Annotated in this window: 16 protein-coding genes; 13 read left to right on the top strand and 3 right to left on the bottom strand. The window is 61.8% G+C overall.

Going from position 1 to position 23,671, the window contains the following annotated elements; translation table 11 throughout:
* The first annotated feature begins 198 nt into the window (after positions 1-198).
* A complete protein-coding gene (locus G5533_RS00005) occupies positions 199-708 on the top strand; it encodes a VC2046/SO_2500 family protein (protein ID WP_441254247.1) in 510 nt (169 codons plus the stop codon).
* A gap of 111 nt (positions 709-819) precedes the next feature.
* On the opposite strand, the gene hpf is transcribed toward G5533_RS00005, so the two are convergent.
* A complete protein-coding gene (gene hpf / locus G5533_RS00010; protein ID WP_005334257.1) occupies positions 820-1,158 on the bottom strand; it encodes a ribosome hibernation-promoting factor, HPF/YfiA family in 339 nt (112 codons plus the stop codon).
* A gap of 368 nt (positions 1,159-1,526) precedes the next feature.
* On the opposite strand from hpf, the gene G5533_RS00015 reads away from it, so the two are divergent.
* The 3 genes from G5533_RS00015 (at position 1,527) to G5533_RS00025 (ending at position 7,208) form a co-directional block, all read left to right on the top strand.
* On the top strand, positions 1,527-4,031 hold the full coding sequence (locus G5533_RS00015; protein WP_441254248.1) for a putative bifunctional diguanylate cyclase/phosphodiesterase: 2,505 nt from the start codon (positions 1,527-1,529) through the stop codon (positions 4,029-4,031).
* A 99-nt stretch (positions 4,032-4,130) separates the two neighbouring features.
* Positions 4,131-6,032, top strand: a complete 1,902-nt coding sequence (locus tag G5533_RS00020) for a transglycosylase SLT domain-containing protein (protein WP_040066126.1) — start codon at positions 4,131-4,133, stop codon at positions 6,030-6,032.
* A 177-nt stretch (positions 6,033-6,209) separates the two neighbouring features.
* A complete protein-coding gene (locus G5533_RS00025) occupies positions 6,210-7,208 on the top strand; it encodes a LacI family DNA-binding transcriptional regulator (RefSeq protein WP_040066127.1) in 999 nt (332 codons plus the stop codon).
* A 77-nt stretch (positions 7,209-7,285) separates the two neighbouring features.
* On the opposite strand, the gene G5533_RS00030 is transcribed toward G5533_RS00025, so the two are convergent.
* Positions 7,286-8,350, bottom strand: a complete 1,065-nt coding sequence (locus G5533_RS00030; RefSeq protein WP_421311997.1) for a 3-deoxy-7-phosphoheptulonate synthase — start codon at positions 8,348-8,350, stop codon at positions 7,286-7,288.
* 125 nt (positions 8,351-8,475) lie between these two features.
* A complete protein-coding gene (locus G5533_RS00035) occupies positions 8,476-10,428 on the bottom strand; it encodes a TonB-dependent receptor domain-containing protein (RefSeq protein WP_441254249.1) in 1,953 nt (650 codons plus the stop codon).
* A 266-nt stretch (positions 10,429-10,694) separates the two neighbouring features.
* On the opposite strand from G5533_RS00035, the gene G5533_RS00040 reads away from it, so the two are divergent.
* The 9 genes from G5533_RS00040 (at position 10,695) to G5533_RS00080 (ending at position 23,598) form a co-directional block, all read left to right on the top strand.
* Entirely contained in the window at positions 10,695-11,843 is a 1,149-nt protein-coding gene (locus G5533_RS00040) for an isochorismate synthase (RefSeq protein WP_441254250.1), read from the top strand.
* Entirely contained in the window at positions 11,840-13,492 is a 1,653-nt protein-coding gene (locus tag G5533_RS00045; RefSeq protein WP_421254864.1) for a (2,3-dihydroxybenzoyl)adenylate synthase, read from the top strand. The genes G5533_RS00040 and G5533_RS00045 overlap by 4 nt, the downstream gene beginning before the upstream one ends.
* Positions 13,489-14,421, top strand: coding sequence for an isochorismatase family protein (locus G5533_RS00050; RefSeq protein ID WP_204379577.1), 933 nt, complete (start codon positions 13,489-13,491; stop codon positions 14,419-14,421). The genes G5533_RS00045 and G5533_RS00050 overlap by 4 nt, the downstream gene beginning before the upstream one ends.
* Positions 14,418-15,185, top strand: a complete 768-nt coding sequence (gene dhbA, locus G5533_RS00055) for a 2,3-dihydro-2,3-dihydroxybenzoate dehydrogenase (RefSeq protein WP_317113709.1) — start codon at positions 14,418-14,420, stop codon at positions 15,183-15,185. The genes G5533_RS00050 and dhbA overlap by 4 nt, the downstream gene beginning before the upstream one ends.
* Positions 15,186-15,310: 125 nt before the next feature.
* The gene (locus G5533_RS00060) at positions 15,311-19,300 is read left to right on the top strand and encodes an amino acid adenylation domain-containing protein (RefSeq protein ID WP_441254251.1); all 3,990 of its coding nucleotides are present in this window, start codon (positions 15,311-15,313) and stop codon (positions 19,298-19,300) included.
* Positions 19,297-20,166: a hypothetical protein gene (locus G5533_RS00065; RefSeq protein ID WP_421254861.1), complete on the top strand. Its 870-nt coding sequence runs from the start codon at positions 19,297-19,299 to the stop codon at positions 20,164-20,166. Before G5533_RS00060 ends, G5533_RS00065 begins: the two co-directional genes overlap by 4 nt.
* A 267-nt stretch (positions 20,167-20,433) precedes the next feature.
* Positions 20,434-21,522, top strand: coding sequence for a pyruvate dehydrogenase (acetyl-transferring) E1 component subunit alpha (gene pdhA / locus G5533_RS00070; protein ID WP_041209832.1), 1,089 nt, complete (start codon positions 20,434-20,436; stop codon positions 21,520-21,522).
* Positions 21,515-22,501: an alpha-ketoacid dehydrogenase subunit beta gene (locus G5533_RS00075; protein ID WP_021231077.1), complete on the top strand. Its 987-nt coding sequence runs from the start codon at positions 21,515-21,517 to the stop codon at positions 22,499-22,501. The genes pdhA and G5533_RS00075 overlap by 8 nt, the downstream gene beginning before the upstream one ends.
* Positions 22,498-23,598, top strand: a complete 1,101-nt coding sequence (locus G5533_RS00080; protein ID WP_421254860.1) for a dihydrolipoamide acetyltransferase family protein — start codon at positions 22,498-22,500, stop codon at positions 23,596-23,598. The genes G5533_RS00075 and G5533_RS00080 overlap by 4 nt, the downstream gene beginning before the upstream one ends.
* The last annotated feature ends 73 nt before the right edge of the window (positions 23,599-23,671 follow it).

Genomic DNA, 23,671 nt, shown 5'->3' on the forward strand with positions numbered 1-23,671 from the left:
GAAGGATTCGAACCTTCGAAGGCAGAGCCGTCAGATTTACAGTCTGATCCCTTTGGCCGCTCGGGAACCCCTCCACAAGTGCGAGGCGCATACTAACAGATCTTCCGGTTTTGTGAACCCCCAAGCAGGATTTTTCCATTAAAAGAATTGGATTTGTGGCCGATAACCAGTGAAATCGCCATTTTCGAGAGTTATCTCATGCTGCCCAGTTCAATCCGTAATCACCTGCTCGTCGATGAGGGCCAGTTGGGGCAGCGCCTCAACCGTGACCTGCAACATGGCGATCGGGCGGATTTCCGGTTGCATCTGGCCCTGCTGACCGACGCGGTGGAGGAGCAGCCCTGGTTTGATGCCAAACCGGCGGCGACTTCCCAGAGCCGTGACTGGCGTATGCACTTTGACCTGAGACCGGCAGAGGTGCTGGTGGCTGAAGGGGCTGGGAGTGACTGCAGTGCCATCAATGAGCGGTTGCAAAAGGGGGGAAGCATGGTGGATGTGCGGCTCTGGCTGGCGCTGCAAACACCGCCGCTGGCGGTCAAACAACCGCTGCTGGATGAGGCTGTCTACGACAACCTGTCACCGCTGGCGCGGGAGCGGTTGCAAGGAAAGCTGGCCGATGTGCCGAGGCAGGAGGATCCGCTGGTATTGCTGCCGATCCTCGATCGTTTGCAAGAGGGGGTGGATACCCGGTTGCACTGGCTCAGTTGATGGCGCCTGTTCACTGGTGTAACGCGATGCTTGTCGGAAAATCACAGGCAACAAAAAGGCGGGTAACCCCGCCTTTATGCTCTTTGGAATTTTTAGCCTTGCGGCATGCTATCAAGCGTCAGCTTCATCCGGTTGCGGCTGTTCTTTGAGCGCGGCATTGGCACGACGGGCAATCGGCTTTTCGGTGTGACGGTTGAGTTGGCGCTCCAGTTTTTGCCCCAGTTCGTTGATGGCGGCGTAGAGATCCTCATGCTCTGCCTGGGCAAACAGTTTGCCGTTGGGGATGCCAGCACTGGCTTCGACAGTGAACATCAGACGCTCTTTGGAAACAATCACATGGGGTGTGATGAGAGGCACCTGAAGACGTTCGAGCTTTTCAAAACGGGATTCGATGCGCTCGCGGATAGCCGGGGTGATGTCGATGATTTTGCTGGTAATTTCGATTTTCATATTGGCCCCCTTCGGGTCGTCTTGCTTGTGTCTTCACCTTCAGATTACTCATTGGTAAAGATTGAAATGTGATCCATGTCACATAACACTCCCTTGGCTATTCAGCAACTTATAAATTGTGATCTTTTCCGGTTTCGTGCCAAAAACAGCTTGAGCTCCATGAAACTGGCAGGCAGTATGACGGGAATAGGATCGTTTCTGTCCCTTCTTGGCAGCACTTCGTGTCGACCTCATGTCCGGTTTCCACTGCTTGATATCGCATGTTTGTACTCTTCCCTCGCAACCTCTGATCTCATGAGCGGATGCAGGGGGCGTTGCTATGCCTGATTGGACATCAAACGTGGTTGGTTGTTGTGTTGGAGTGGTAAATGAAGCAGCAGGCCACGCAAGTCATGTGGTTTTTCGATCGGCAACATGATCAGTGGAGTCTCTCTGATCAGGGGGCCTACCAGCAGTGGCAAGGGGAGGGCAATCATCCCTGGGCCGCTCGCCTGTTACCGGAAGATGAGGCAGGCTTTGCCGACTTTCTTGTCCGGCTTCATGAATCACATCTGCCTGAACAGTTCATCGGTCATCTGAAAGATGATCAGGGGCAGCTCAACCATGTGCTCTGGAGTGGCCAGTTTGTGCCCACCCAGCAGATCTGCTGTGGCTGGCTGGCCCCTCTTGATACCGCCAACAGTGCTGTCTCCTCCCTCAATCTCTCTTTGCCATTGCTGCAAACCACCCTGCTCACCCAGTTGGCGCAGGCGCTCTCTGCCCGCACCGGGCTCGATTTCTTCAATACCCTGGCCAGCCAGCTGGCCCATATCCTCAAGGTGGATGCGGTCTGGGTGGGTGAGTTGTGCGGTGCCGACCGGGTCAAAGTGCTGGCCGCCGACGGGCTGGCGCAGAAGGACTATCCGCTGGCGGGATCCCCCTGTCAGGAGCTCTACAAGCAAGGGGCCATCTGTTTCGAGGTGATCGACGAGTCGCAGGAGTATCAACCCTGGCTGGCGGCCGGGCAGACTTACTACGGTCAGCCGCTGTTTGATGCCAGAGGCCAACTTCTGGGCCATCTGGCGCTGCTCTATTCGGCTCCGGCAGATACCAGCAACCTCACCTCGGTACTCAATACCTTTTCGGTACGGATGGTGGCCGAGCTGGAGCGCCTGCAATCAGATGCCCAGATGCGCCTCTCTGCCGTTGCATTCGAGACCCACGAAGGGATCATCATCACGGATCCGGGGTTCAAGATCCTGCGGGTCAACAACGCCTTCAGCCAGATCACCGGCTTTGACAGCCAGTCGGTGCTGGGCCTGCATCTGGAAGAGGATCTCTGGCCCAATCTGGGGGGGCTCGGCTACGAGCTCAATACCCTCAGCCGCTGGCAGGGGGAGACCCAGCGTCGCCATGTCGATGGTCACACCTATCCCCAGTGGGAGATAGTGACGCCGGTGCAGGACGAGAAGGGGGTGATCAGCCACTTTGTCATCTGTTTTGAGGATATCTCCGAGCGCAAGGCGGCCGAGCGGCGCATTCAGGATCTCGCCTATTACGACGAGCTGACCGGATTGCCCAATCGCCGTCAGCTCCACGAGACTCTGGTGCAGGCCTTCAACGAGGCGACCCGCGATGGCTTGATTGGCGCGCTGCTCTTTATCGATCTCGATCACTTCAAGACCATCAACGACTCCCTCGGCCACGCCACCGGTGACTGGCTGCTCAAGGAGGTCGCCGCCCGTCTCAAACGGTTGGTGCGACAGGGGGATTGTCTGGCCCGCCTCGGTGGTGACGAGTTTGTTCTGTTGCTGCCATCGCTCTCGGCCAGCCCGCCCCAGGCGGAGATGCAGGCCGATATCATTGCCGAGCGGCTCATCACCGAGATTGCCGCTCCTTATACCTATGTGGGGCAGGTGCTGCACATCGGTGCCAGCGTCGGCATTACCCTGTTTCCGGATCGGGAGCAGGGGGTCGATGATCTGCTCAAGCAGGCGGATACCGCCATGTATCAGGCCAAGTCCGCTGGCCGCAAGACCCGTCGCTTCTTCGATGCCTCGATGCAGCAGCAGGCGGATCGCCGTCTGCTCATTCACAACGAATTGCGCAACGCCCTCAGCCAGCAAGAGCTGACCCTCTACTATCAGCCCCAGCATATGGTCGATGGCGGCGATATCATTGGTGTCGAGGCGCTCATTCGCTGGCAGCCAGCCGGTCGCTCGCTGGTCTCGCCGGCCGAATTTATTCCCATTGCCGAGGAGACGGACCTGATTGTCGATATCGGCAACTGGGTGCTGCACGAGGCGTGCGCCCAGTATGTGCTGTGGGAGGAAAACGGCATCCACATTCCGCAGATCTCGGTCAACGTCAGTGCCAAGCAGTTCCATGCCACCGATTTTGTCGAGCGGATCCACGATGTGTTGGCGCAAACCGGCATGGATCCGGCCTGCCTCAATCTGGAGATCACCGAGTCCGTGGTGCTGGGTCATGCCGAGGACACCATCAGCAAGATGACCGAGCTCAAGGAGCTCGGCATCAGCTTTGCCATCGACGATTTTGGCGCCGGTTACTCCTCCCTGAGCTACCTCAAGCGGCTGCCTGCCGATGAGCTCAAGATCGACCGCTCCTTCATTCAGGACATCCCGAAAGATGGCGACAACATGGCCATCGTCGAGGCGGTGATCGCCATGGCTCGACATATGGGGTTCAACGTCACGGCGGAAGGGGTGGAATCCCGCCAGCAACTGGAGTTTCTCAAGGCGCAGGGGTGCAGTTTCTATCAGGGCTATCTCGCCTCCAAGCCGCTGCCGGTGCCCTATCTGGAGAAATATGTACAGCGGCTGACCAGACCGGAGCAACTGCGTGAAATGCAGCTGAGCGAGGCAGAAAAATAGTCCTTGCTCCCCGCTGTAGCGCTGCCCGGCAACGGGTAGAATGAGAGGCAGTAGACCCACCGCCAGCGGGCGGTGTATTGCCCTCAATGGAGATGCTCAGTGAAAGCTGTATGGGGAATTGTTTTGTCGGCGCTGTTCGTGCCGACCCTGATGGCGCAGACTGCCGACCAGACGCTCTACCGTCAGGCGTATGACGCCGTACGGGCCAATGATCAGGCCCGTTTCCAGCAAATTCGTGCCCGGTTGACCCATTACCCCCTGCTCCCTTACCTCGATTACTATCAGCTCGCCTTTCGTCCGGGGGCGGCGGATTACAACGATGTGACCCGCTTTATCCGCCAGCATGGAGATACCCCCCAGTCCAACCGGCTGGAGCGCAGCTATCTGACCTATCTGGCCCAGAGCCAGCAGTGGTCGCAGTTCCTGCGCTTCTATCCGGCCAAGCCGAGCTCCACCGATCTGCTCTGCATGCACTATCAGGCGCTCTATTACACCGGCAAGCCGAAAGAGGCGTTGCAGGGGGCGGGCAAGATCTGGATGAGCGGTCAATCCCGTCCCGATGCCTGCTCCCCGCTGTTCCAGCTGTGGCAGGCATCCGGTCAGCGAACCCAGGAGAAGATCTGGCAGCGGATGACGCTGGCGTTCGAGGCGGAAAACCCCAACCTGATCCGCCACCTTGGCGCAACCCTGGGTAGCGGCTTGCAAAGCTATGGCGATCAGATGGTGACCCTGTTCGAGCAGCCTGCCAAGGCGATGAACCCGGCCTATTTCAGCAGCAATCCTTATTCTCGCAAGCTGCTCTCCCTCGGTTTGACCCGCTATGCCAATCAGGAGCCGGAGTCGGTGCTGCGCCAGCTTGCGCTGTTTCGCAGCCGTTTCGGCCTGACCCAGGCCGAGGTGAAACCGGTAGAACGTGCCATTGCCCGCCGCCTGCTGCTGGATCGCTCCATTGCCCAGCGTAGCTGGGTCGACAGCACGGTGAAAAAGCTGGCGGATCCCGACATTACCGAGCTGCGGGCGCGACTGGCCATCTGGGAGCAGGATTGGCGTGGCCTCTCCGGCTGGGTGAAGATGATGCCGATGGCCCGTCAGAAAGAGGATCGCTGGCGCTACTGGATGGCGCGCTCCCTTGAGGTGCAGGGGCAGCAAAAACCGGCGCGGGATCTCTATCTGGAGACCGCCAACCTGCGCGGTTTCTACGGCTTTATGGCCGCCCAGCGCACCGGCGTGCCCTATCGCATCAAGAACCAGAGCGTCAAGCATGTACCGGACTGGCGCACGGCCAGCCAGCGCTGGCCCTTCCTGTTGCGGGTGCGCGAATTGCTCTCGATGAACGAGATTGCGGCGGCCCGCTCGGAGTGGATCCACAACATGGATCGCAATCCGGTGGCCCAGCGCATCGAGTTTGGTCATATCGCCCTCAATCAGGGGTGGCACGAGCTGGCCATTCTCGCCAGCATTCGCGCCGAAGCGTGGGATGCCCTCGACCTGCGCTTCCCGCTGCCGCTCAAACGCACCTTCTCCCAGATGGCGCAAGAGCGCACCATGAACACCAGTTTGCTCTATGCCATCTCCCGTCAGGAGAGTGCCCTCTATCCGCTGGCCCAGTCGCCGGTGGGGGCGCGCGGTCTGATGCAACTGATGCCTGCTACTGCCAAAGAGACTGCCGGCAAGCTGGGGGTGCCCTATCGCAACGAGCAGCAACTGTTTGATCCGACGATGAATATTCGTCTGGGGAGCGCTTATCTCAAGCGCTTGCTGGATGTCTATGATGGCAACCGGATCCTGGCGGCGGCCGCCTACAACGCCGGGCCGGGACGGGTAAAACGCTGGCGAGAGCAGAGTGACAACAAGCCGATGGACGTGTGGGTCGAGAGTATCCCCTACAAGGAGACCCGCAACTACGTACAAAACGTGTTGTCGTTCGATCTCATTTATCAGCACAAGCTGCAGCAGCCGCTGCGCTTCATGTCGGAGCGGGAGCTCAATCACGCCTATTGAGTCGGGGGCCGCCAGCCGGCCCCTGTTTTCAAATTTCCTTGCTGCCGGGTATCATCGGGTAAGGTTTTGTTACCAAAGGAAACATGCCTGGTGACCTGGCTCCGGGAATTGCATCAGGCCGCAGGGTATACTCAGGCGTCGGCACCGACAGGTTCCCCCACAATAAAGGAATGGATAGTGGCAACGATTAAAGACGTTTCTCAGCTGGCAAATGTGTCTATCTCCACCGTGTCGCGGGTTATCAATAACACGGCACAGGTAGCACCGGAAAAGCGTGAGGCCGTACTGGCGGCCATGAAGGAACTGAATTTTCGACCCAACAGTTTTGCCCAGGCACTGGTCAGCAAGCGTTCCAACTGCATTGGCGTGCTGGTTGGCGACCTCTGCGGCGGCCCCTTCTTTGCCCAGATGATGCGTGGCATCGAAACCATGGTCGATCAGGCCAACAAGTTCACCATCGTCATGTCTGGCAACCACGATATCGCGCGCGAGCGTCATGCCATTCAGGCGCTGCTGCAGCGCCAGTGCGATGCGCTGATCCTCCACAGCAAGGCGCTCCCGGACGAGGAGCTGAGCGAGCTGGCGGCAGGCTCTACCCCCATCGTGTTTATCAACCGTCAGGTGCCGGGCTTTGAGGATCGCTGCGTCTGGCTCGATAACCAGGCGGGGATCACCACCGCGTGCCAGCACTTGCTGGATGCCGGTCATCGCAACATCGCCTTTATCACCTCCGATGATGAAGAGTTTGTCGATGGTCAGCAGCGGATGGCCGGTTACACCCAGACCCTGGCCAGAGCCGGGATCGCCTTTGATCCTGCACTCGTCAGCCGCGCCTTTGCCGACGAAAATGGCGGCTATGTGGCGATGAGTGAACTGCTGGCCCGTGGTGTCGAGTTCACGGCCGTGCTCGGTTTCAACGACGGCATGGTGGCGGGGGCGATCTCTTGCCTGCTGGAGCGGGGTTACAAGATCCCGCAGCAGGTGTCGGTGGTGGGGTTCGACGATATCCCCTACGCCCGCTACATCTATCCCAAGCTCACCACGGTGCGCTACCCCATCGAGGAGATGGGCAGCCGCGCTGCCGAACTGGCGCTGCGCCTGCTCGATCACAAGCCGGTAGACGGCCTGGCGCTCAAGTTTGAAGCCCAGCTGGTGGAGCGTGAGTCAGTCGCCTGACGTGCGTCAAACAGTGAACAACAGTGTGGCCCCATCGGGGCCACACTGTTTTCTGAGTTATCTCTCTAATCCGCCATTTATCCCGCCAGGGCGATCCGCTGCTGGCGGCGTGCCTCCACCCCTTCTGCCACCATATCGAGCAGCCGCCTTGTCTGTTCCCAGCCGATACAGCTATCGGTGATCGACTGGCCGTAGCGCAGCGGTTTGCTGCCGATATCCTGACGCCCTTCGCAGATAAAACTTTCCACCATGATGGCGGCGATGGCATGGCTACCAGCACCCAGCTGGTCGGCAATGTCACGGGCAACCAGCAGCTGGCGGGCATGCTGCTTCTGGCTGTTGCCGTGGCTGCAATCGATCATCAGCCGGGGTGACAGATGATGCTGGCGCAGCAGTTCGCCAGCCTCTGTCACATGATTGCTCTGATAGTTGGGCTGGCGGCCACCTCGCAGGATCAGGTGGCAGTCGGGGTTGCCATGGCTGCGCACCAGTGCCAGCTGGCCATCACCGGAAGGTTGGGTATAGAGGTGGGCCGCCCGGCTGGCGAGGATCGCCTCGACCGCGATCCGGATATTGCCGTCGGTGCCGTTTTTAAAACCAATGGGGCAGGGGAGGGCCGAGGCCAGTTGGCGGTGGAGCTGGGATTCGGTGGTGCGGGCACCGATAGCGCCCCAGCTGATGAGATCCCCCAGATAGAGCATGCTGGTGAGATCGAGAAATTCGGTGGCACAGGCGAGCCCTTCCTGTCCAAGGGCCAGAAGTAACTCCCGGGCCAGCGATAGGCCCTTTTCCAGCCGATCGCTGCCATCGAGGTCGGGATCGAAGATAAATCCTTTCCAGCCGAGCGTCGTGCGCGGCTTTTCGAAATAGGTACGCATCACCAGTTGCAGCTGCTCCCCGTATTGGCCCTGTAGTTCAGCCAGCCGGCCACCATTGTCGCGGGCGGCTGCCGGATCGTGAATGGAGCAGGGGCCGATCACCAGCAGCAGGCGATCATCCTCTCCCTGCAGAATATGGCGGGCTTGCTGGCGGCTGCGTGCGATCTGGCGAGCGAGCCGTGCCGGACAGGGTCTGGCCTTTAACATCTCGTCAGGGGTGGGCAGGGTGGCAAGGGGTGAAGCATTCAGAAGTGAGGTGAACATGAGCGATCCTGATGAAAATGGAAATCTGCATGCTCTTTGCTGTCCAGTGGGGATCTTCCCCTTATTCTCTTGGTTAACAGAGCGCGGGCATGAGCCCGCGCTCTGTTATATCGGCCTTGGCTACTTTAGAAGCGGGCTGAGCCGCTGACGTAGTAGCTGCGACCCGGTTCGACGTTCTGGAAGAGGGTATCTTTCTCTTGCAGGCGCACGTCGGTCAGGTTGTTGATCCCCAGTCGCAGGTCAAAGTTCTCGGTGACCTTGAAGCCGGTGCCGAGATCGAAGGTTTGATAGCTGGGCAGTTTGTGCAGTACGACAACCTTGTTGACGGTCTGCTCGGCAAACTGGGTGCCGGTGTAGGTGGTGCCGACAAAGGCATTTACCCGCTCGGTGGCCTGCCAGGTGATCTTGGCGTTGGCCTTGTGCTCCGGCCGCTCGGGCAGAGCCTGACCCTGATCGCCTTCCGCCTTGAGGTAGGTGTAGTTGGCGCCAAGGTTGATATCGTCGGTCAGATCGAGCTTGCCGGTCAGCTCCAGCCCCTTGGTGGTGGCCTTCTCCAGGTTGTACCAGGTGCGGTCAGTGGAGTTCGGCAACTGCTTGAAGGTGAGCATGTCGTCGATGTCGGAGTAGAAGAGGGTGGCGCTGGTTTCCCAGATCCCTTCTCCTGCGATGACACCCAGCTCGTAGTTGGTGCTGGTTTCCGGCTTGACCTTGTCGCTGCCATAGATGCGGCAGCTGCCGCCGCAGCTCTCGATGCTGTAACCGTTGGAGTACTGGTGCGGCGCCGGTGCCTTGAAGGCCTGGCTGACACCGCCTTTCACTGTCACCACATCGTTCATCTCATAGACCAGATAGCCGCGCGGGGTGAAGTGGCTGCCGTAGATCTCGTGGTGATCGTAACGGCCGCCCAGCGTGAAGGTCAGGCTGTCGGTCAGGCCGATCTCGTCCTGAGCGAACAGCGCCTCCTGGGAGTGACTCTCTTTGCCGCCGATATCCTTGTAGCTCACCGCATCCACCAGCTCCCGATCCAGATATTCACCACCCAGGGTCAGGTAGTGGTTGGCCAGCGCCAGGTTGGTATAGCCCTTGAGGGTCAGGGTGTTCTCTTCCAGCTCCCGCTGTTGCGGGGCAGAGTAGCTGGTGTTGAAGTCGTCGATCTGGGAGCTTTCATAGTTGGCCATGACGGTGGTGTCACCCCAGCTCCAGTTCCCCTTGTGGGTCAGACCAAACAGGTTGCGATCGTTTTGCTGCTGGCGGCTGTGCACCTTGTTGCCGGTTTTGCGGAAGATATCGAGAGGCCGCTCATCCTGGTTGTAGAGGTAATCCAGCTCGAAGCGTTGTTGCTCATCCACCAGCCAGCTCAGGGTAGAGGCGAAGTTGCGGGTCTGTTTGGCTTCGATAAGGGGGATGCCGTCAGCAGCTTCGGTGGGGGTCCAGGCTTGACGGTCATACACCTCGCCGTTCATCCGGATCAGCAGGTTGTCGGTCAGGGGGCCGGTAAAGCCCAGGTTGGTCCTGTGCTGATCGCCGCCATCCTTGCCCTCGATGGCCTTGAAGTCGGCACCAGCCGCCCCTTGCCAGGTTTTGCCCGGCTGTTTGGTGATGATATTGATGACACCACCGATGGCATCGGAGCCGTAAAGTGCTGACATGGGACCACGGATCACCTCGACCCGCTGGATCATGCCAAGGGGGACCGGGGTGTTGTCGAAGTTGCCGCCGCGCCACAGGGCATTGGAGGAGGAGAGGCGTTTGCCATCCACCAGTACCAGGGTGTACTTGCCGGACATGCCACGAATACCGATATCGCTGCGGCCATTGGTGTCCGCTTCAGCCTGAATGCCCACTTCGTGGCGCAGCAGGTCGGCAAGGTCATTGACCGGCGCTGCGGCGATCTGTTCGGCCGTGATGACAGAGATAGAGGCCGGTGCCGAGCGGGTATTGTGCGCCGTGGTGGTGACGGTGATCACCTCATCGGCTTGAGGGGCGTTGCTGGCGGCGATCGCTTGCTGGGTCAGCAGAGTGACGATGGTGGTGGCCAGCAGGCTGGGAGCAATAAAACGGGAGGTTGAGGATTTCATTATTTACATCTTCCATAATATACAAATGATAAGCGTTATCATTATCAAATTGAATTTGCTCCGATCGCAACCCTTTTTTATCGGCGAAGCTCAGTTTCGTTCGTCACTCTCTTTTGACTAAAAAGAAGTTAATGAAATTGATTCTCATTTGTATTGATCGTTTTTTCGCTCCTTGTTAGGATGCCGTTCACCCTGATATCTGGTGAGTCAAATGACTCACCTTAAGTCGTGTCAGGCAGTGATTCATTCCAAGGAGTAGCACCGTCATGTGTGACCATGCACTGGAAGGAGAGTGGCCCGCCACAGCGGTCGGGTTGGATAAAGTGTGCTGTTTTGCCAGCGGTGACAGGGTACTTGTCGCCTCCGGTATCCACGACAGTTTTACCGGCATCCAGCCGGAGACGCTGCTCGCCCATCTGCGTCAGTTGCGCCAGCAGGGGATGATCAATCCCATCGCCATCGGCGCCATTCCGTTTGATACCCAATCCCCCTGGCATCTGGTGATCCCGGCGCAATCGCAGTGGGTCGCAAGGGATGCGATGTTGCCCGCCCGCTGTTGCCAGCTCCATGGCGAGGTGAGTGAAGTGACCGGCTCAGCCCACTATCAGGGGGCGGTGCGGGCAGCGCTGCAGCAGTTTAGCGAGGGTCAGCTTGAGAAGGTGGTGCTGTCGCGCGCCATCGACGTGCAGAGCGCAGAGCAGACCTCCCCTGCACACGCCTTTGGCTCTCTGCTGGCTCAGAATCCGGGTGCCTATGTGTTCCAGATCCCGCTGCCGGAGGGGGAGACCCTGCTTGGTGCCAGCCCCGAGCTGCTGGTATCACGCAACGAGATGGCGGTGGTGAGCAATCCGCTGGCGGGCTCCCGTCCGCGCCTCGCTTTTCCCGATCAAGATGCAGCCAGTGACGAGCTGCTGGGGGCGCAGAAGGATCGCTATGAACATGCGCTGGTGGCCGATGCGGTCGCTGAGGCCCTCGCTCCCTTCTGCCGCGAGCTGGACGTCCCCCCGGAGCCGCAGGTGATCGCCACTCCTATCATGTGGCACCTCTCGACCCGCATCGCCGGGCGGCTCCATGAGCCATCTCCCGTGCTGGCTCTGGCGCTGGCGCTACACCCGACACCGGCGGTGTGCGGCACGCCGCTCTCGGCAGCGCGTCAGGCCATCGCCCGGCTCGAGGGGTACGATCGCCGCTTCTACTGTGGCGCCGTCGGCTGGATGGATGCCGATGGCAATGGCGAGTGGGTTGTCACCATCCGCTGTGGCGTGCTGGCCGGCAGGCAACTGCGACTCTATGCTGGTGCCGGGGTGGTGGTGGGCTCTTCGCCCGAAGCAGAGTGGCAAGAGACCGCTGCCAAGCTTGGCACCATGTTGCGCGCCTTTGGCCTCGAGAGCCGGGAGCCGGAGGTGACAACATGAAGCCGCTGGTACCCTTTACCCCCTGGCCCGCCGAGCTGGCAGCCCACTACCGGGCACAAGGGTGGTGGCGCGGACAACCGCTCACCGCCCTGCTAGATGACTCTGCCGAACGTTATTCCGAGCGCACGGCCCTGATCTGCGGCGAGCGAACCCTCAGTTATGGCCAGTTAAAGCGTGAGGTCGATGCACTGGCGGCGCGGCTGGCCGCGCGCGGGCTGGGTCATGGCGATACCGCGCTGGTGCAGTTGCCCAACTGCGCCGAGTTCTATATCTGCTGGTTTGCCCTGATCCGCTGCGGCGTGGTGGCGGTGCATGCCCTCTACAGCCATCAACGGCGCGAGCTGGTGGCCTTTGCCCGCCAGATTGAGCCCGCCTTGCTGGTACTCAGCCCCTCCCATCCCGGCTTTGCCGGTGAAGCGGGAAGCCTCGTGGCCCTTGATGAACTGGTATCTCCTTCCTGCCAGACACTGCTGTTCGAGCAGGCTGAAGGCTCCGATCTTCAGTCGGGATTTGCATGGCATCAGCCTGACCCCATAGCCCGTGCTGATGGTTCGCCGCCGGCGGCCACTGCACCAACCCCTACACCGACTCCAGCCGATCAGGTCGCTTTTTTCCAGCTCTCCGGCGGCAGCACCGGCACCCCCAAACTGATCCCCCGTACCCACGATGACTATGGCTACAGCGTGCGCCAGAGCGTAGAGGTGTGCGGCTGGGATGAGCGGGTGATCTATCTCTGCGCTCTGCCAGCGCCCCACAACTTTCCCCTGAGCTCCCCCGGGGCACTCGGGGTGTTTTATGCCGGTGGCTGCGTGGTGCTGGCAAAGGATCCTTCCGCCGCAACCTGTCTGCCGCTGGTGCAGCGCCATCAGGTCAACTGGGCGGCGCTGGTGCCACCGGCTCTGGCGCTCTGGCTGGAGGCGGCCAGCCACTATCCGCAGACCTCCCTGGAGTGTGTGCAGGTGGGCGGCGCGCGCCTCAGCCCGGCTCATGCCGAGGCGGTAGCGAGCCGCCTTGGCTGCCGCTTGCAGCAGGTGTTCGGCATGGCCGAGGGGCTGGTCAACTACACCCGCATCGAGGATGACCAGTGGCACATCGTCAATACCCAGGGCCGCCCGATGAGCCCGGGCGACGAGGTCGAGGTGCGGGATAGCGACGGACGCCCCTTGCCAGATGGCGAGTGCGGCGAGCTCTGGACGCGTGGCCCCTACACCTTTCGCGGCTACTTCAAAGCTGATGCCCACAATCAGCGTGCCTTCGACCGGGACGGTTTCTACTGCACCGGCGATCTGGTCTGCCGCTTGCACAGTGGTCATTTGATAGTGGTGGGGCGCAACAAGGATCAGATCAACCGGGGCGGGGAGAAGATCGACGCCCTCGAGATTGAAGAGTTGTTGCTGACCCACCCGGAGGTGCGGCAGGCAGCGCTGGTCGCCATGCCTGATCCCATGCTCGGGGAGCGCAGCTGCGCCTTTCTGATGTGCCGCGAGCCCCTCAATTTGCCCCGCTTGCGCCGTTTCCTGCGCGAGCAGGGGGTGGCCGATTACAAACTGCCCGATCGCCTGGTGCTGGTGGAGCAACTGCCCCACACCCCGGTCGGCAAGATAGACAAACAGACGCTGCGCGAGCAGCTCGCCAAGGAGTGTGCATGACCATTCAATCCCTCGCCGCCTATCCGCTGCCTACCGCCGAGGAGCTGCCCACCGGGCGGGTGAACTGGCCCTTCGAACCGGGCCGCGCAGCCTTGCTGGTCCACGATATGCAGCACTATTTCGTCGACTTCTACGGGCCGGACAATCCGCTGATCAATCAGGTCATCGACCATATCGCCACCCTGATCCGTCAGGCGCGAGCTCTTGGCATGCCGGTGGTCTATACCGCCCAGCCCGCCGAGCAGAGTCAGGCCGATCGGGCGCTGCTCAACGACATGTGGGGGCCCGGGTTGACCCAGGCGCCGGAGCGCCAACCAATCGTTCCGGCGCTGGCACCCGAGCCGCAGGATACGGTGCTGACCAAGTGGCGCTACAGCGCTTTTTGCCGTTCACCGCTGGCCGAGCTGATGGCCGAATGGGGGCGGGATCAGCTGGTGATCTGCGGCATCTACGGCCATATCGGGGTGATGCAGACGGCGGTCGATGCTTTTATGCGCGATATTCGCCCCTTCCTGGTGGCTGATGCCATCGCCGACTTTTCCCGCGAAGATCATCTGCTGGCGCTCTCCTACGTCAGCCGCAATGCAGGTCGGGTGATTACCGTGGCCGAGGTGATGGCGGCCAGCAAACGCCCCCTGACTCGGGAGTCGCTGCGTGCTCAGGTGTTGGCGCGGCTACCCGCCGAGATGCAGCATGAGCAGCCCACCGAGGATGACAACCTGCTCGACTATGGTCTCGATTCGCTGGCTGTGATGGGGCTGGTGGAGGAGTGGCGCCAGCAGGGAGTGGTGGTGGAGCTGGCCGAGCTGGCCCGCACGCCGACCCTGGCCCATTGGTGGGCGCTCCTCTCCCGTCAGCTGAATGTCAGTCAGGACACGGCTTATCAGGTCAACGAAGAGCACGTCAGCGAACCGGAGTGCACCCCATGAGCGAGTGGCAAGGCAGAACCGTCTGGGTAACCGGTGCGGCACAGGGAATTGGCCATGCGGTGGCGCGCACCTTTGCCGAGGCAGGGGCCAGCGTGGTGGCGTTCGATTTGCAACTGGTCGAGGCGCTGCCCGGCAACGTGAAGGGAGTGGTGATCGATGTCAGCGACAGCGAGGCCGTGACCCGCTGCTGCGAACAGCTGCTGGACGAAGGGCTGGGGCCCGATGTGCTGGTCAATGTCGCGGGCGTACTGGCGACCGGCAGGATCGATGAGGTGGATGACGCTCTTTTGCAGCGCACCTTCGCCATCAACACTTTCGCCCCCTTCTACCTGATGCGGGCCCTGACCCCCTGGTTTCAGAGACGGCGCAGGGGCGCCATCGTCAATGTCTCCTCCAATGCCGGTCGGGTGCCACGAGTGGGGATGGGCATCTATGGCGCCTCCAAGGCGGCGCTGACCAGCCTCACCCAAACGGCGGGGTTGGAGCTTGCTCCCTACGGCGTGCGCTGCAATCTGGTGTCGCCGGGCTCGACCCGCACCCCCATGCTGTACGGCATGTGGCAGGAGGGGGAGGCGGCGCAGCAGGAAGGAGAGCTGCGTACCATCGCGGGCCTGCCCGGGCAGTTCAAGCTGGGGATCCCTCTTGGCAAGCTCGGGACACCCGACGAGGTGGCTGCCTGCGTGCTGTTTCTCGCCTCCGATGCCGCCAGCCATATCACCCTGCAGGATCTGGTGGTCGATGGCGGTGCCACCCTGGGGGTCTAGCCCGCGCGCTGCCGATCTGGCAGGCGTGACACTCTCTTTATGGAGGAGGCCAGGCCTCCTCGCTTTTCAGCCATGCGGGCAGGAGCAAGCCGCTGCCCGCTCGATGTTTGCGCAAGGACATTCCCATGGAACAGACAATGGCGATGCGCGCCACCCACCAGCGTGGTGAGCACCCGCGCTGGCCGCTTACCACTGCTCAGGCGGGCATCTGGTTTGCCCAGCAAAAATACCCGCAGAGCCCCGCCTGCAATACCGGCGAGTACTGGCTGCTGGAGGGGGCGCTGGCTCCCCATCACTTCACCCGTGCGGTGCGCCAGACCATCGACGAGATCCCCGGTCTGCACTGCGCTTTTGTTGCCACTGCCGATGGCCCGCAGATGGTGGCCAACCCCGCCTGCTGGCAGCTGGCAGAGCGGGATCTGCGCAGCGAAGCCGACCCGCTTGCGGCCGCGCAGGTCGAGATGCGTGCGCAGCTGGCCGTCCCCTTCAATCTGGCCGGGGGGCCGCTGTTTGCCACCACCCTCTATCGCCTTGGTGAGGGGCGGTGGGCCTGGTTTATCGCCGTGCACCATATCGCCATCGATGGCTTTGGCCTGAGCCTGCTCTGCCAGCGGGTGGCCAATTGGTATGAGGCGCTCTGCGTCGGCGAGCAGCCAGCACCCTGCCACTATGCGACCCAGCAGGAGTTGCTGGCCGAGGAGGTGGCCTATCAGGATTCGCCGCGCGCAGAGCGGGATCGCGATTTCTTCGTGCAGCAGCTGGCCGGGGTGGAGAATCCGGCGTCGCTCTCCCGCCGTCCGGCGCAAGGGCCGGGCCCCACATATCGTCTTGAGCAGCGGCTGGCTGGTCGCCAGTGGCAGGCATTGGTGGCACGGGCGAGTCGTTCGGCCTGTCACCCCTACAGCCTGCTGCTGGCGGCGGTGGCCAGCTATGTGCAGCGGATGAGCGGCGCTGGCGAGGTGGTGCTGGGTATTCCGCTGATGGGGCGGCTGGGCTCAGCAGCGGCCGATACCCCCTGCATGAAGGTCAATGTGGTGCCCCTGCGCATCGAGCTGAGCGGCACCAGCCGGGTAGGGGCGTTGCTGGCACAGGTCGAGCGGCAATTTGCCGCCCTGCGCCGTCATCAGGGCTGCCGTCAGGAGTGGTTGCAACAGCGTCAGCCGGGCCAGCCGCTGTTTGGCCCTCAGGTCAACCTGATGCCCTTTGCCCGTACCCTCAGCGTTGGTGAAGGGCACAACCAGGTTCGTGGCGAGGTGCAGGTGCTGGCGGCAGGGCCGGTGGAGGAATGCGCCTTCTACTTTGCCGAGGAGGCAGGCGCGATGACCCTGACCCTCGAAGCACATCAGGGGCGCTTCAGCCAACAGGAGAGTGAACGTCATCTGGCCCGACTGGTAGCCTATCTGGCCGCCTGGAGTGAGGCGGCTGACGAGACCCCGGCGGTGCGCTTGCCGCTGTTGCTGCCCTGCGAGCAGGCTGAGCTGACGTGCTGGAACCAAACCGACCATCCGTTGCCGACCACTACCCTGAGCGCACTGCTGGCCGAGGGGCTGGCGGCGGCAGATCAGAGCGCCATCGCGCTGGAGTGTGGTGCCGAGCGCTGGAGTGTGGCCGAGCTGCGTCAGCGTACCCGTCAGTTGGCCAGCTATCTGGCGGGAAAGGGCGTGGGCCCCGGTTGTCGGGTGGCGGTAGTGATCCCGCGCTCTCCCGAGCTTATTCTCGCCCAGCAGGCCATCATGGCGGTGGGAGCGGTCTACGTGCCCGTGGATCCGGACTATCCGGCGGAGCGGATCGGCTACATTCTCGCCAGCAGCGATCCTGCGCTGGTGCTGACTAGTCGCACATTGCGGATGCCGCTCGACGTGGCCGCACCACTTGTCTGCCTAGATGCCCCCGGTGTGGCAGAGCAGCTGGCGACGATAGACGTGGTGGCGATAACACCTTGTGATCTGCCAGCCCCCAAACCGGAAGATGCGGCCTACATCATCTACACCTCAGGTTCGACCGGTCGGCCCAAAGGGGTGGTGGTGAGCCACGGCGCCATCGTCAACCGGCTGCTCTGGATGCAGCACATGTATCCCATCGGCCCGGCGGATCGGGTGCTGCAAAAGACCCCGGCCGGTTTCGATGTCTCCATCTGGGAGTTCTTCTGGCCCTTTATGACTGGGGCGCGGCTGGTGCTCGCCAAACCGGGTGGCCACAAGGATCCCGCCTACCTTACCGAGCTAATTGAGCAGGCCGGGGTCACCACCTTGCACTTTGTCCCCTCCATGCTGCAGATCTTTGTCACTCAGGCCGAGCCTGCGCGTTGCAGGGCACTGCGGCAGGTATTCTGCTCCGGCGAGGCGCTGCCCGCGGATCTGGTGCAGCGCTGGTATGGGGCATTTTCAGCCCCCCTGCACAACCTCTATGGCCCGACCGAAGCAGCGGTGGATGTCACCTGGTATCCCTGCCGGGCAGACGAGGCGGTGACCAGCGTGCCCATCGGCTATCCGGTCTGGAATACCAGCATCCACATTCTCGACCCCTGGTTGCAGCCGGTGCCGCCCGGTGTCGCGGGTGAGCTCTGGATCGGCGGCGTGCAGGTGGCGGAGGGCTACTTTGGCCAGCCCGAGCTCACCGCCGAGCGCTTTATTGCCAACCCCTTCGGAGCGGGACGGCTCTATCGCAGCGGCGATCTGGCCGCCTGGCGCGAGGATGGCGCCATCGAGTATCTGGGGCGCCTCGATTTTCAGGTGAAGATCCGTGGCCAGCGCATCGAACTGGAGGAGATCGAGCAGGTGCTGCTGCGCCATCCCCGGGTGGCGCAGGCGGTGGTGCTGGCCCCCGAATTTGCCCCCGGCGATCGTCGTCTGGTGGCCTATGTGGTGGCCGCAGATAGCAGAGATCTGACGCTGGCCGAGCTTACACCTGCCCTTGGCGCCGTGCTGCCCGACTATATGGTGCCGGGGCTCCTGGTAAACCTGGCCGAGCTGCCGCTCACTCCCAATGGCAAGCTGGATCGCAAGGGGCTGCCGCTGCCCGACATGGCGTCGGCGGTGGGTCAGTCACTGCCGAAAACCTTGCTGGAGGAGCGCCTCTGTCGCCTCTTCGCCGAGATACTGGGGCTGGCGCGGGTCGGCGCCGACGATAACTTCTTTGCGCTCGGTGGCCATTCCCTGCTGGCGGCGCAGCTGGTGGTGCGTATTGAAGAGTCGACCGGACAGGCGCTCACTTTGGCCAGTCTGTTCGAAGCGCCGAGCCCAGCCCAGCTGGCGCGTCGTCTTGGCGGCGAGCGGGAGGCGATGCCTATGCTGTTGCCTCTGCGGGCGCATGGTACGCAGTCTGGCACATCGTGCCCCACCCTCTTTTGCGTCCACCCCGCAGGGGGCCTCGGCTGGTGTTATGCGCCACTGGTGCCCCATCTGCCGACCGACATGGCGGTCTATGCCCTGCAGGCGCGGGCGCTCTGTCAGCCGGATGCGCCGCTGCCCGCCAGTTTCGACGAGCTGGCGCTCGATTATGTGACCGAGCTGCGTCGTCAACAGAGCGAGGGGCCCTACTGGCTGCTCGGCTGGTCCCTCGGGGGCATGCTGGTGCACCGGATGGCCGCCATGCTGCAAGAGCAGGGACAGGAGGTGGCCATGGTGCTGCTGCTCGATGCCTACCCGTGCCAGCAGTGGCAGACCCAGCCGTTGCCCGACGAGCAGCGGATGCTCGATGCGCTGCTGCGGATGGGGGGCATTGCGGTTGCGGACGAGGCGCTCGACTCCCTCACTCGCGACGAGGTAGTGGCCCGATTGGGGGCGGAGGGGAGTGCGCTGGCTATGCTCGACGAGCAGGTGGTGATCGCCATGATTGAACTGGTGGGCCACAACAACCGGCTCATCCGTGAGCCGGTCGACTACTGCTACCACGGGGAGGTGATCTTTATCGAGGCGTCAGCCTCTCGCCAGCCCTGGCTGGATGGACGCGGTTGGGAGTCGCTGACAAAAGGGGAGACCCGCTATGAGCGCTTCCCCTGTCTGCATCAGGAGATGGTGCATCCCGACTGGCTGGCAAAGATCGGCGCCCTTATTGGTGAGCGGGTCGATGGGGTCGGGCAGCAACCGCACATCCGGCAGGAAGGGGATGCATGACCCCGGTTGCCGCCATCCGGGAAGCCTTGCAGGCGGGCAAGCTGGTGGGGCTGGGGGAGCCGCACTGGCACCCGGATTTTATCCGGCGCCAGCACGCCTGGCTGTGTGATCCGGCGCTCTGGGGAATCATGACCGATCTGGTGCTGGAGTGCGGCAACCGCCGCCATCAAGGCTTGCTCGATGCCTGGCTGGCGGGTGAGGTGCGCTGGCAAGGGGAGCCGCTGACGCTGGCGCGGCTCTATCCGGTCTGGCTCGACTCCTGTGCCTTTCCCGCTTGGATGGCCCCCGAGTTTCCGGCTCTCTTTTCCGCTCTGCGCCAGAGCAATCTGGCGCGCCCTGCACATATGCGGCTGCGGGTGCATCTCTGCGAGCCCTCGTTCGAGTGGCAGGAGATGAGCCCGGAGCGATGGCAGCAGCACAACAGGGGGCGGGATCAGGCGCTGGCCGACTATCTTCTTGCACTTCCCGCCCGCGGCGTGGTGGTGTTGGCTGGGGCGCGCCATCTGCTCAAAGCCGCAGGGGATCCCCACTTTGCGCAGCCGACGCTGGGTCAGTTGCTGGAGGCGGCAAGGCCGGGTTGGCTGCAGGTGCTTCACCCCTGGCCAATGGTTGCTGGGAAGGGAGATGAGGAAGAGGAGCTGGTGTGCGAGTTGGCCGATATCACAACTGTCGAGCTGTATCCCCACTGGTCGGCGCATCCGCCGCTGGAAACTCTTGTCGACAGGTTGGTGCGCGTGGCTGACCGGGGACGGGAGATGCGAATTTGCCCCACCTTGCTGGCCGAGCCTTGGCGCAGCCGCTTGTTGAGTCGCGCTCACTTGCTGCCAGCTGGCATGGCCCGCCAGCTGCAACATTGGCTGGCGTAACTGCTGGTTGGCGTAACCGCTAACTTGAGTAACAGAAGGGGGAGTAGGCTCCCCTTTTCAATATTTGGCATCCTGCATTCAGTGCTGCAAAGTTGCACCATTTACGGCATACCTTGCCACTCATCGCCGAAAATTCAGCTCCTTCGCTACTTTAAAGAAGTTTCTACTGGTCTTACCTGAGTAAATTCTTTTGCTTTTTATTTAACAAGGCATTTACATCTAAGTGTCACCAGCATCGGTGACGCCTACAACGGCAAGGAGCCAGTTATGACCCATGTCGACATCCCTTTCCTTCGTTACCTCGATGCGGAAGGGTGCCCGGTCGCCACCTTACCGACCTGGCTGGACAAGGCGATACTGCACACCTTTTACCGCAATATGGTGATGGTGCGCAGCTATGACAAAAAAGCGATAGCGCTGCAACGAACCGGCAAACTCGGTACTTTTCCCTCCCATCTCGGCGCAGAAGCCGTGGGGATTGGCATTGGTCTCGCCATGCAGCCGCAGGATGTCTACGTTCCCTACTATCGAGACATGCCCACCCTCTATGTGCGGGGCGTGCCGATGGAGAAAAACCTGCAATATTGGGGGGGGGACGAGCGGGGCAGTTATTTTCTCAAACCCGATGGGACTCCCTCTGAAGATCTCCCCATCTGCGTCCCCATCGCTACCCAGATCACCCACGCCTGCGGTATTGCCTCGGCCTTCAAACTGCGTAATCAACCGCGGGTTGCCGTAGTCACCATCGGCGATGGCGGTACCTCCAAGGGGGATTTTCTGGAGGGGCTCAACTGCGCCGGTGTCTGGCACCTGCCGATGGTCATCATCGTCAACAACAACCAGTGGGCCATCTCGGTGCCACGCAAACTGCAATCGAGCGCTCCTACGCTGGCCCAGAAGGGGATTGGCGCCGGGGTGCGCAGTCTGCAGGTGGATGGCAATGATGTGGTGGCGGTCTACGATGCCGCCCGCAGTGCCGTCGAACGGGCCCGCAGCGGCAAGGGGCCGACCCTGATAGAAGCGGTCAGTTATCGCCTCGGCGATCACACCACGGCCGACGATGCCACTCGTTATCGCGATGGGGCCGAGGTCGAGGCCGCCTGGGCGAAAGAGCCGGTCAAGCGGCTACGCCAGTTTATGCATAGCAAAGGGTGGTGGGATGAGGAGCAGGAGCAGAGCCTGCTGGCGGAGGCTACCCGAGAGGTAGAGCAGGCGGTCGCCCGTTATGAGGCGATGGCGCCCCAGCCGCCGGAGGCGATGCTCGATTATCACTACGCCAGCCTGCCCGCCGAACTCGTGCCCCAGCGCGAGCGAGTGATTGCCAAGGGGATGAAGCAGGAGGTTGGCCATGAGTGAGATCAGTTTGCTGGAAGCGGTCAACATGGCCCTTCACTACGAGATGGAGCACGACCCGGATGTGGTGGTGCTCGGCGAGGATGTGGGGGTCAACGGCGGGGTGTTTCGCGCCACCGTGGGCCTGCGCGACAAGTTCGGTTTCAAGCGGGTGATCGACACGCCGCTGGCCGAGGGATTAATCGCCGGGGTGGCGGTCGGCATGGCCACCCAGGGGCTCAAGCCGGTGGCTGAGTTCCAGTTTCAGGGCTTCATCTTTCCCGGGATGGAGCAGATCATCTGTCAGGCGGCGCGGATGCGAAACCGCACCCGTGGCCGCCTCTCCTGTCCCCTCGTCTATCGCTCCCCGTATGGCGCGGGCATTCATTCGCCTGAACATCACAGCGAGAGCGTCGAGGCGCTGTTTGCCCATATCCCTGGGCTAAGGGTAGTGATCCCCTCCAGCCCGAGACGCGCCTATGGCCTGCTGCTCTCGGCCATCCGCGATCCGGATCCCGTGATGTTTTTCGAACCGGACCGCATCTATCGCTCGATGAAATCCGAGGTGGTGGATGACGGTGTCGGCCTGCCGCTGGATGTCTGCTTCACCCTGCGCCCGGGCCGGGATATCACGGTAGTGGCCTGGGGGGCCTGCATCCAGGAGGTGATGCGGGCGGCGAACCTGCTGGCCGAGCAGGATATCCAGTGCGAGGTGCTGGATCTGGCCACCATCAAGCCGCTGGATATGGAGACCATCCTCACCTCGGTACGCAAGACCGGCCGGTTACTGGTGGTGCATGAGGCGTGTGGCAGCTTCGGGGTCGGGGCCGAAATCGTTGCGCGGGTGACCGAGCAGGCACTTCCCAGCCTCAAGGCGCCACCCAAACGATTGACCGGGGTGGATGCCGCCGTCCCCTACTATCGCAACGAGGCGTATTACCTCATCACCGAGCAGGATATCGCCGATGCCGCTCATCAGCTGATGGAGAACCAGTGGCTATGAAATTTTTCAAATTACCGGATCTGGGTGAAGGGTTGGCCGAAGCCGAGATCGTCGAATGGAAGGTGAGTGCCGGTGATACCGTTGCGGTCGATCAGGTGCTCTTGTCGGTGGAAACGGCCAAAGCGCTGGTGGATGTGCCCTCTCCGGTGGCCGGGGTGATTGCCCGTCTCTGCGGCGCCGAGGGGGATATCCTCCATATCGGTGCGCCGCTGGTGGAGTTCGAGGGGGGCGAAGATGATGGCACCGTGGTGGGCAAGGTGAGCGCCCATCAGCAACATATCGAGGATCACTTCGTGGTGGGGGCCATTGCCCCGGGTGGCGCGCTGGTGCAAGCCATGCCTGCCGTGCGCCTGCTGGCACAAAAACTGGGTCTGGATATCGACCGGATCAAGGGAAGTGGCAGCGGCGGCATGGTGACCGAGCTGGATGTGCAGCAGGCATTCGAGTCACAGCAGAGCAGCGGCAACGAGTTCCTCAAAGGGTCGCGGCGTGCCATGGCCAAGGCGATGGAGCTCTCTCATCAGACTGTGGTGCCGGTCAGCATCACCGATGAGGTGGATTTGCGTCACTGGCGGCCTGATGAGGATGTGACGGTGCGCCTTATCAAGGCCATTGGCGTGGCGTGCCGCGCCGAGCCCTCGATGAACGCCTGGTTTGATGGCGACACCCTTTCACGGCGTCTGTTCAAAGAGGTCAATGTAGCCATCGCGGTGGATTCAAAGCATGGCCTTTATGTGCCGGTGATGGAGAACGTGGCCGAGCGGGAGGGGGCGGATATCCGGCAGGGGCTGGATCGGATGATCGCCGATGTGAAGGCGCGCGCCGTGCCGCGCGAGATGTTGCAGGGGGCGACCATTACGCTCACCAACTTCGGCGCCATCGCAGGCCGCTATGCCAGCCCCATCGTGACGCCGCCGCAGGTGGCCATCATAGGGGCAGGCAAACTGTTCGAAAAAGTGGTGTTCATCCATGGTGAAGCGCGTCCCGTCAGAGCATTGCCGCTGTCGATGACATTTGACCACAGAGCCTGTACTGGCGGGGAGGCGGCTCGTTTTCTCAAAGCGCTGGTCGAAGCGTTGGAAGCAGCGACCTTATAACAGTTTGTGCCCTGCCGTTGGCAGGGCACAAATTTGTTTGCGTAATCTACAAAGCCACGTATAATCCAAACCA

This window comes from Aeromonas sp. A600620 (genome assembly GCF_029479985.1).
Classification (GTDB): domain Bacteria; phylum Pseudomonadota; class Gammaproteobacteria; order Enterobacterales; family Aeromonadaceae; genus Aeromonas; species Aeromonas veronii_A.

What these genes read in the sequence shown, in the direction of transcription:
- G5533_RS00075 (WP_021231077.1), top strand. Translation starts at nt 21,515, where the DNA reads ATGAGTGAGATCAGTTTGCTGGAAGCGGTCAACATGGCCCTTCACTAC.
- G5533_RS00040 (WP_441254250.1), top strand. Translation starts at nt 10,695, where the DNA reads ATGTGTGACCATGCACTGGAAGGAGAGTGGCCCGCCACAGCGGTCGGG.
- pdhA (WP_041209832.1), top strand. Translation starts at nt 20,434, where the DNA reads ATGACCCATGTCGACATCCCTTTCCTTCGTTACCTCGATGCGGAAGGG.
- G5533_RS00050 (WP_204379577.1), top strand. Translation starts at nt 13,489, where the DNA reads ATGACCATTCAATCCCTCGCCGCCTATCCGCTGCCTACCGCCGAGGAG.
- G5533_RS00065 (WP_421254861.1), top strand. Translation starts at nt 19,297, where the DNA reads ATGACCCCGGTTGCCGCCATCCGGGAAGCCTTGCAGGCGGGCAAGCTG.
- G5533_RS00030 (WP_421311997.1), bottom strand. Translation starts at nt 8,350, where the DNA reads ATGTTCACCTCACTTCTGAATGCTTCACCCCTTGCCACCCTGCCCACC.
- G5533_RS00060 (WP_441254251.1), top strand. Translation starts at nt 15,311, where the DNA reads ATGGAACAGACAATGGCGATGCGCGCCACCCACCAGCGTGGTGAGCAC.
- G5533_RS00045 (WP_421254864.1), top strand. Translation starts at nt 11,840, where the DNA reads ATGAAGCCGCTGGTACCCTTTACCCCCTGGCCCGCCGAGCTGGCAGCC.
- G5533_RS00005 (WP_441254247.1), top strand. Translation starts at nt 199, where the DNA reads ATGCTGCCCAGTTCAATCCGTAATCACCTGCTCGTCGATGAGGGCCAG.
- G5533_RS00035 (WP_441254249.1), bottom strand. Translation starts at nt 10,428, where the DNA reads ATGAAATCCTCAACCTCCCGTTTTATTGCTCCCAGCCTGCTGGCCACC.
- hpf (WP_005334257.1), bottom strand. Translation starts at nt 1,158, where the DNA reads ATGAAAATCGAAATTACCAGCAAAATCATCGACATCACCCCGGCTATC.
- G5533_RS00015 (WP_441254248.1), top strand. Translation starts at nt 1,527, where the DNA reads ATGAAGCAGCAGGCCACGCAAGTCATGTGGTTTTTCGATCGGCAACAT.
- G5533_RS00080 (WP_421254860.1), top strand. Translation starts at nt 22,498, where the DNA reads ATGAAATTTTTCAAATTACCGGATCTGGGTGAAGGGTTGGCCGAAGCC.
- dhbA (WP_317113709.1), top strand. Translation starts at nt 14,418, where the DNA reads ATGAGCGAGTGGCAAGGCAGAACCGTCTGGGTAACCGGTGCGGCACAG.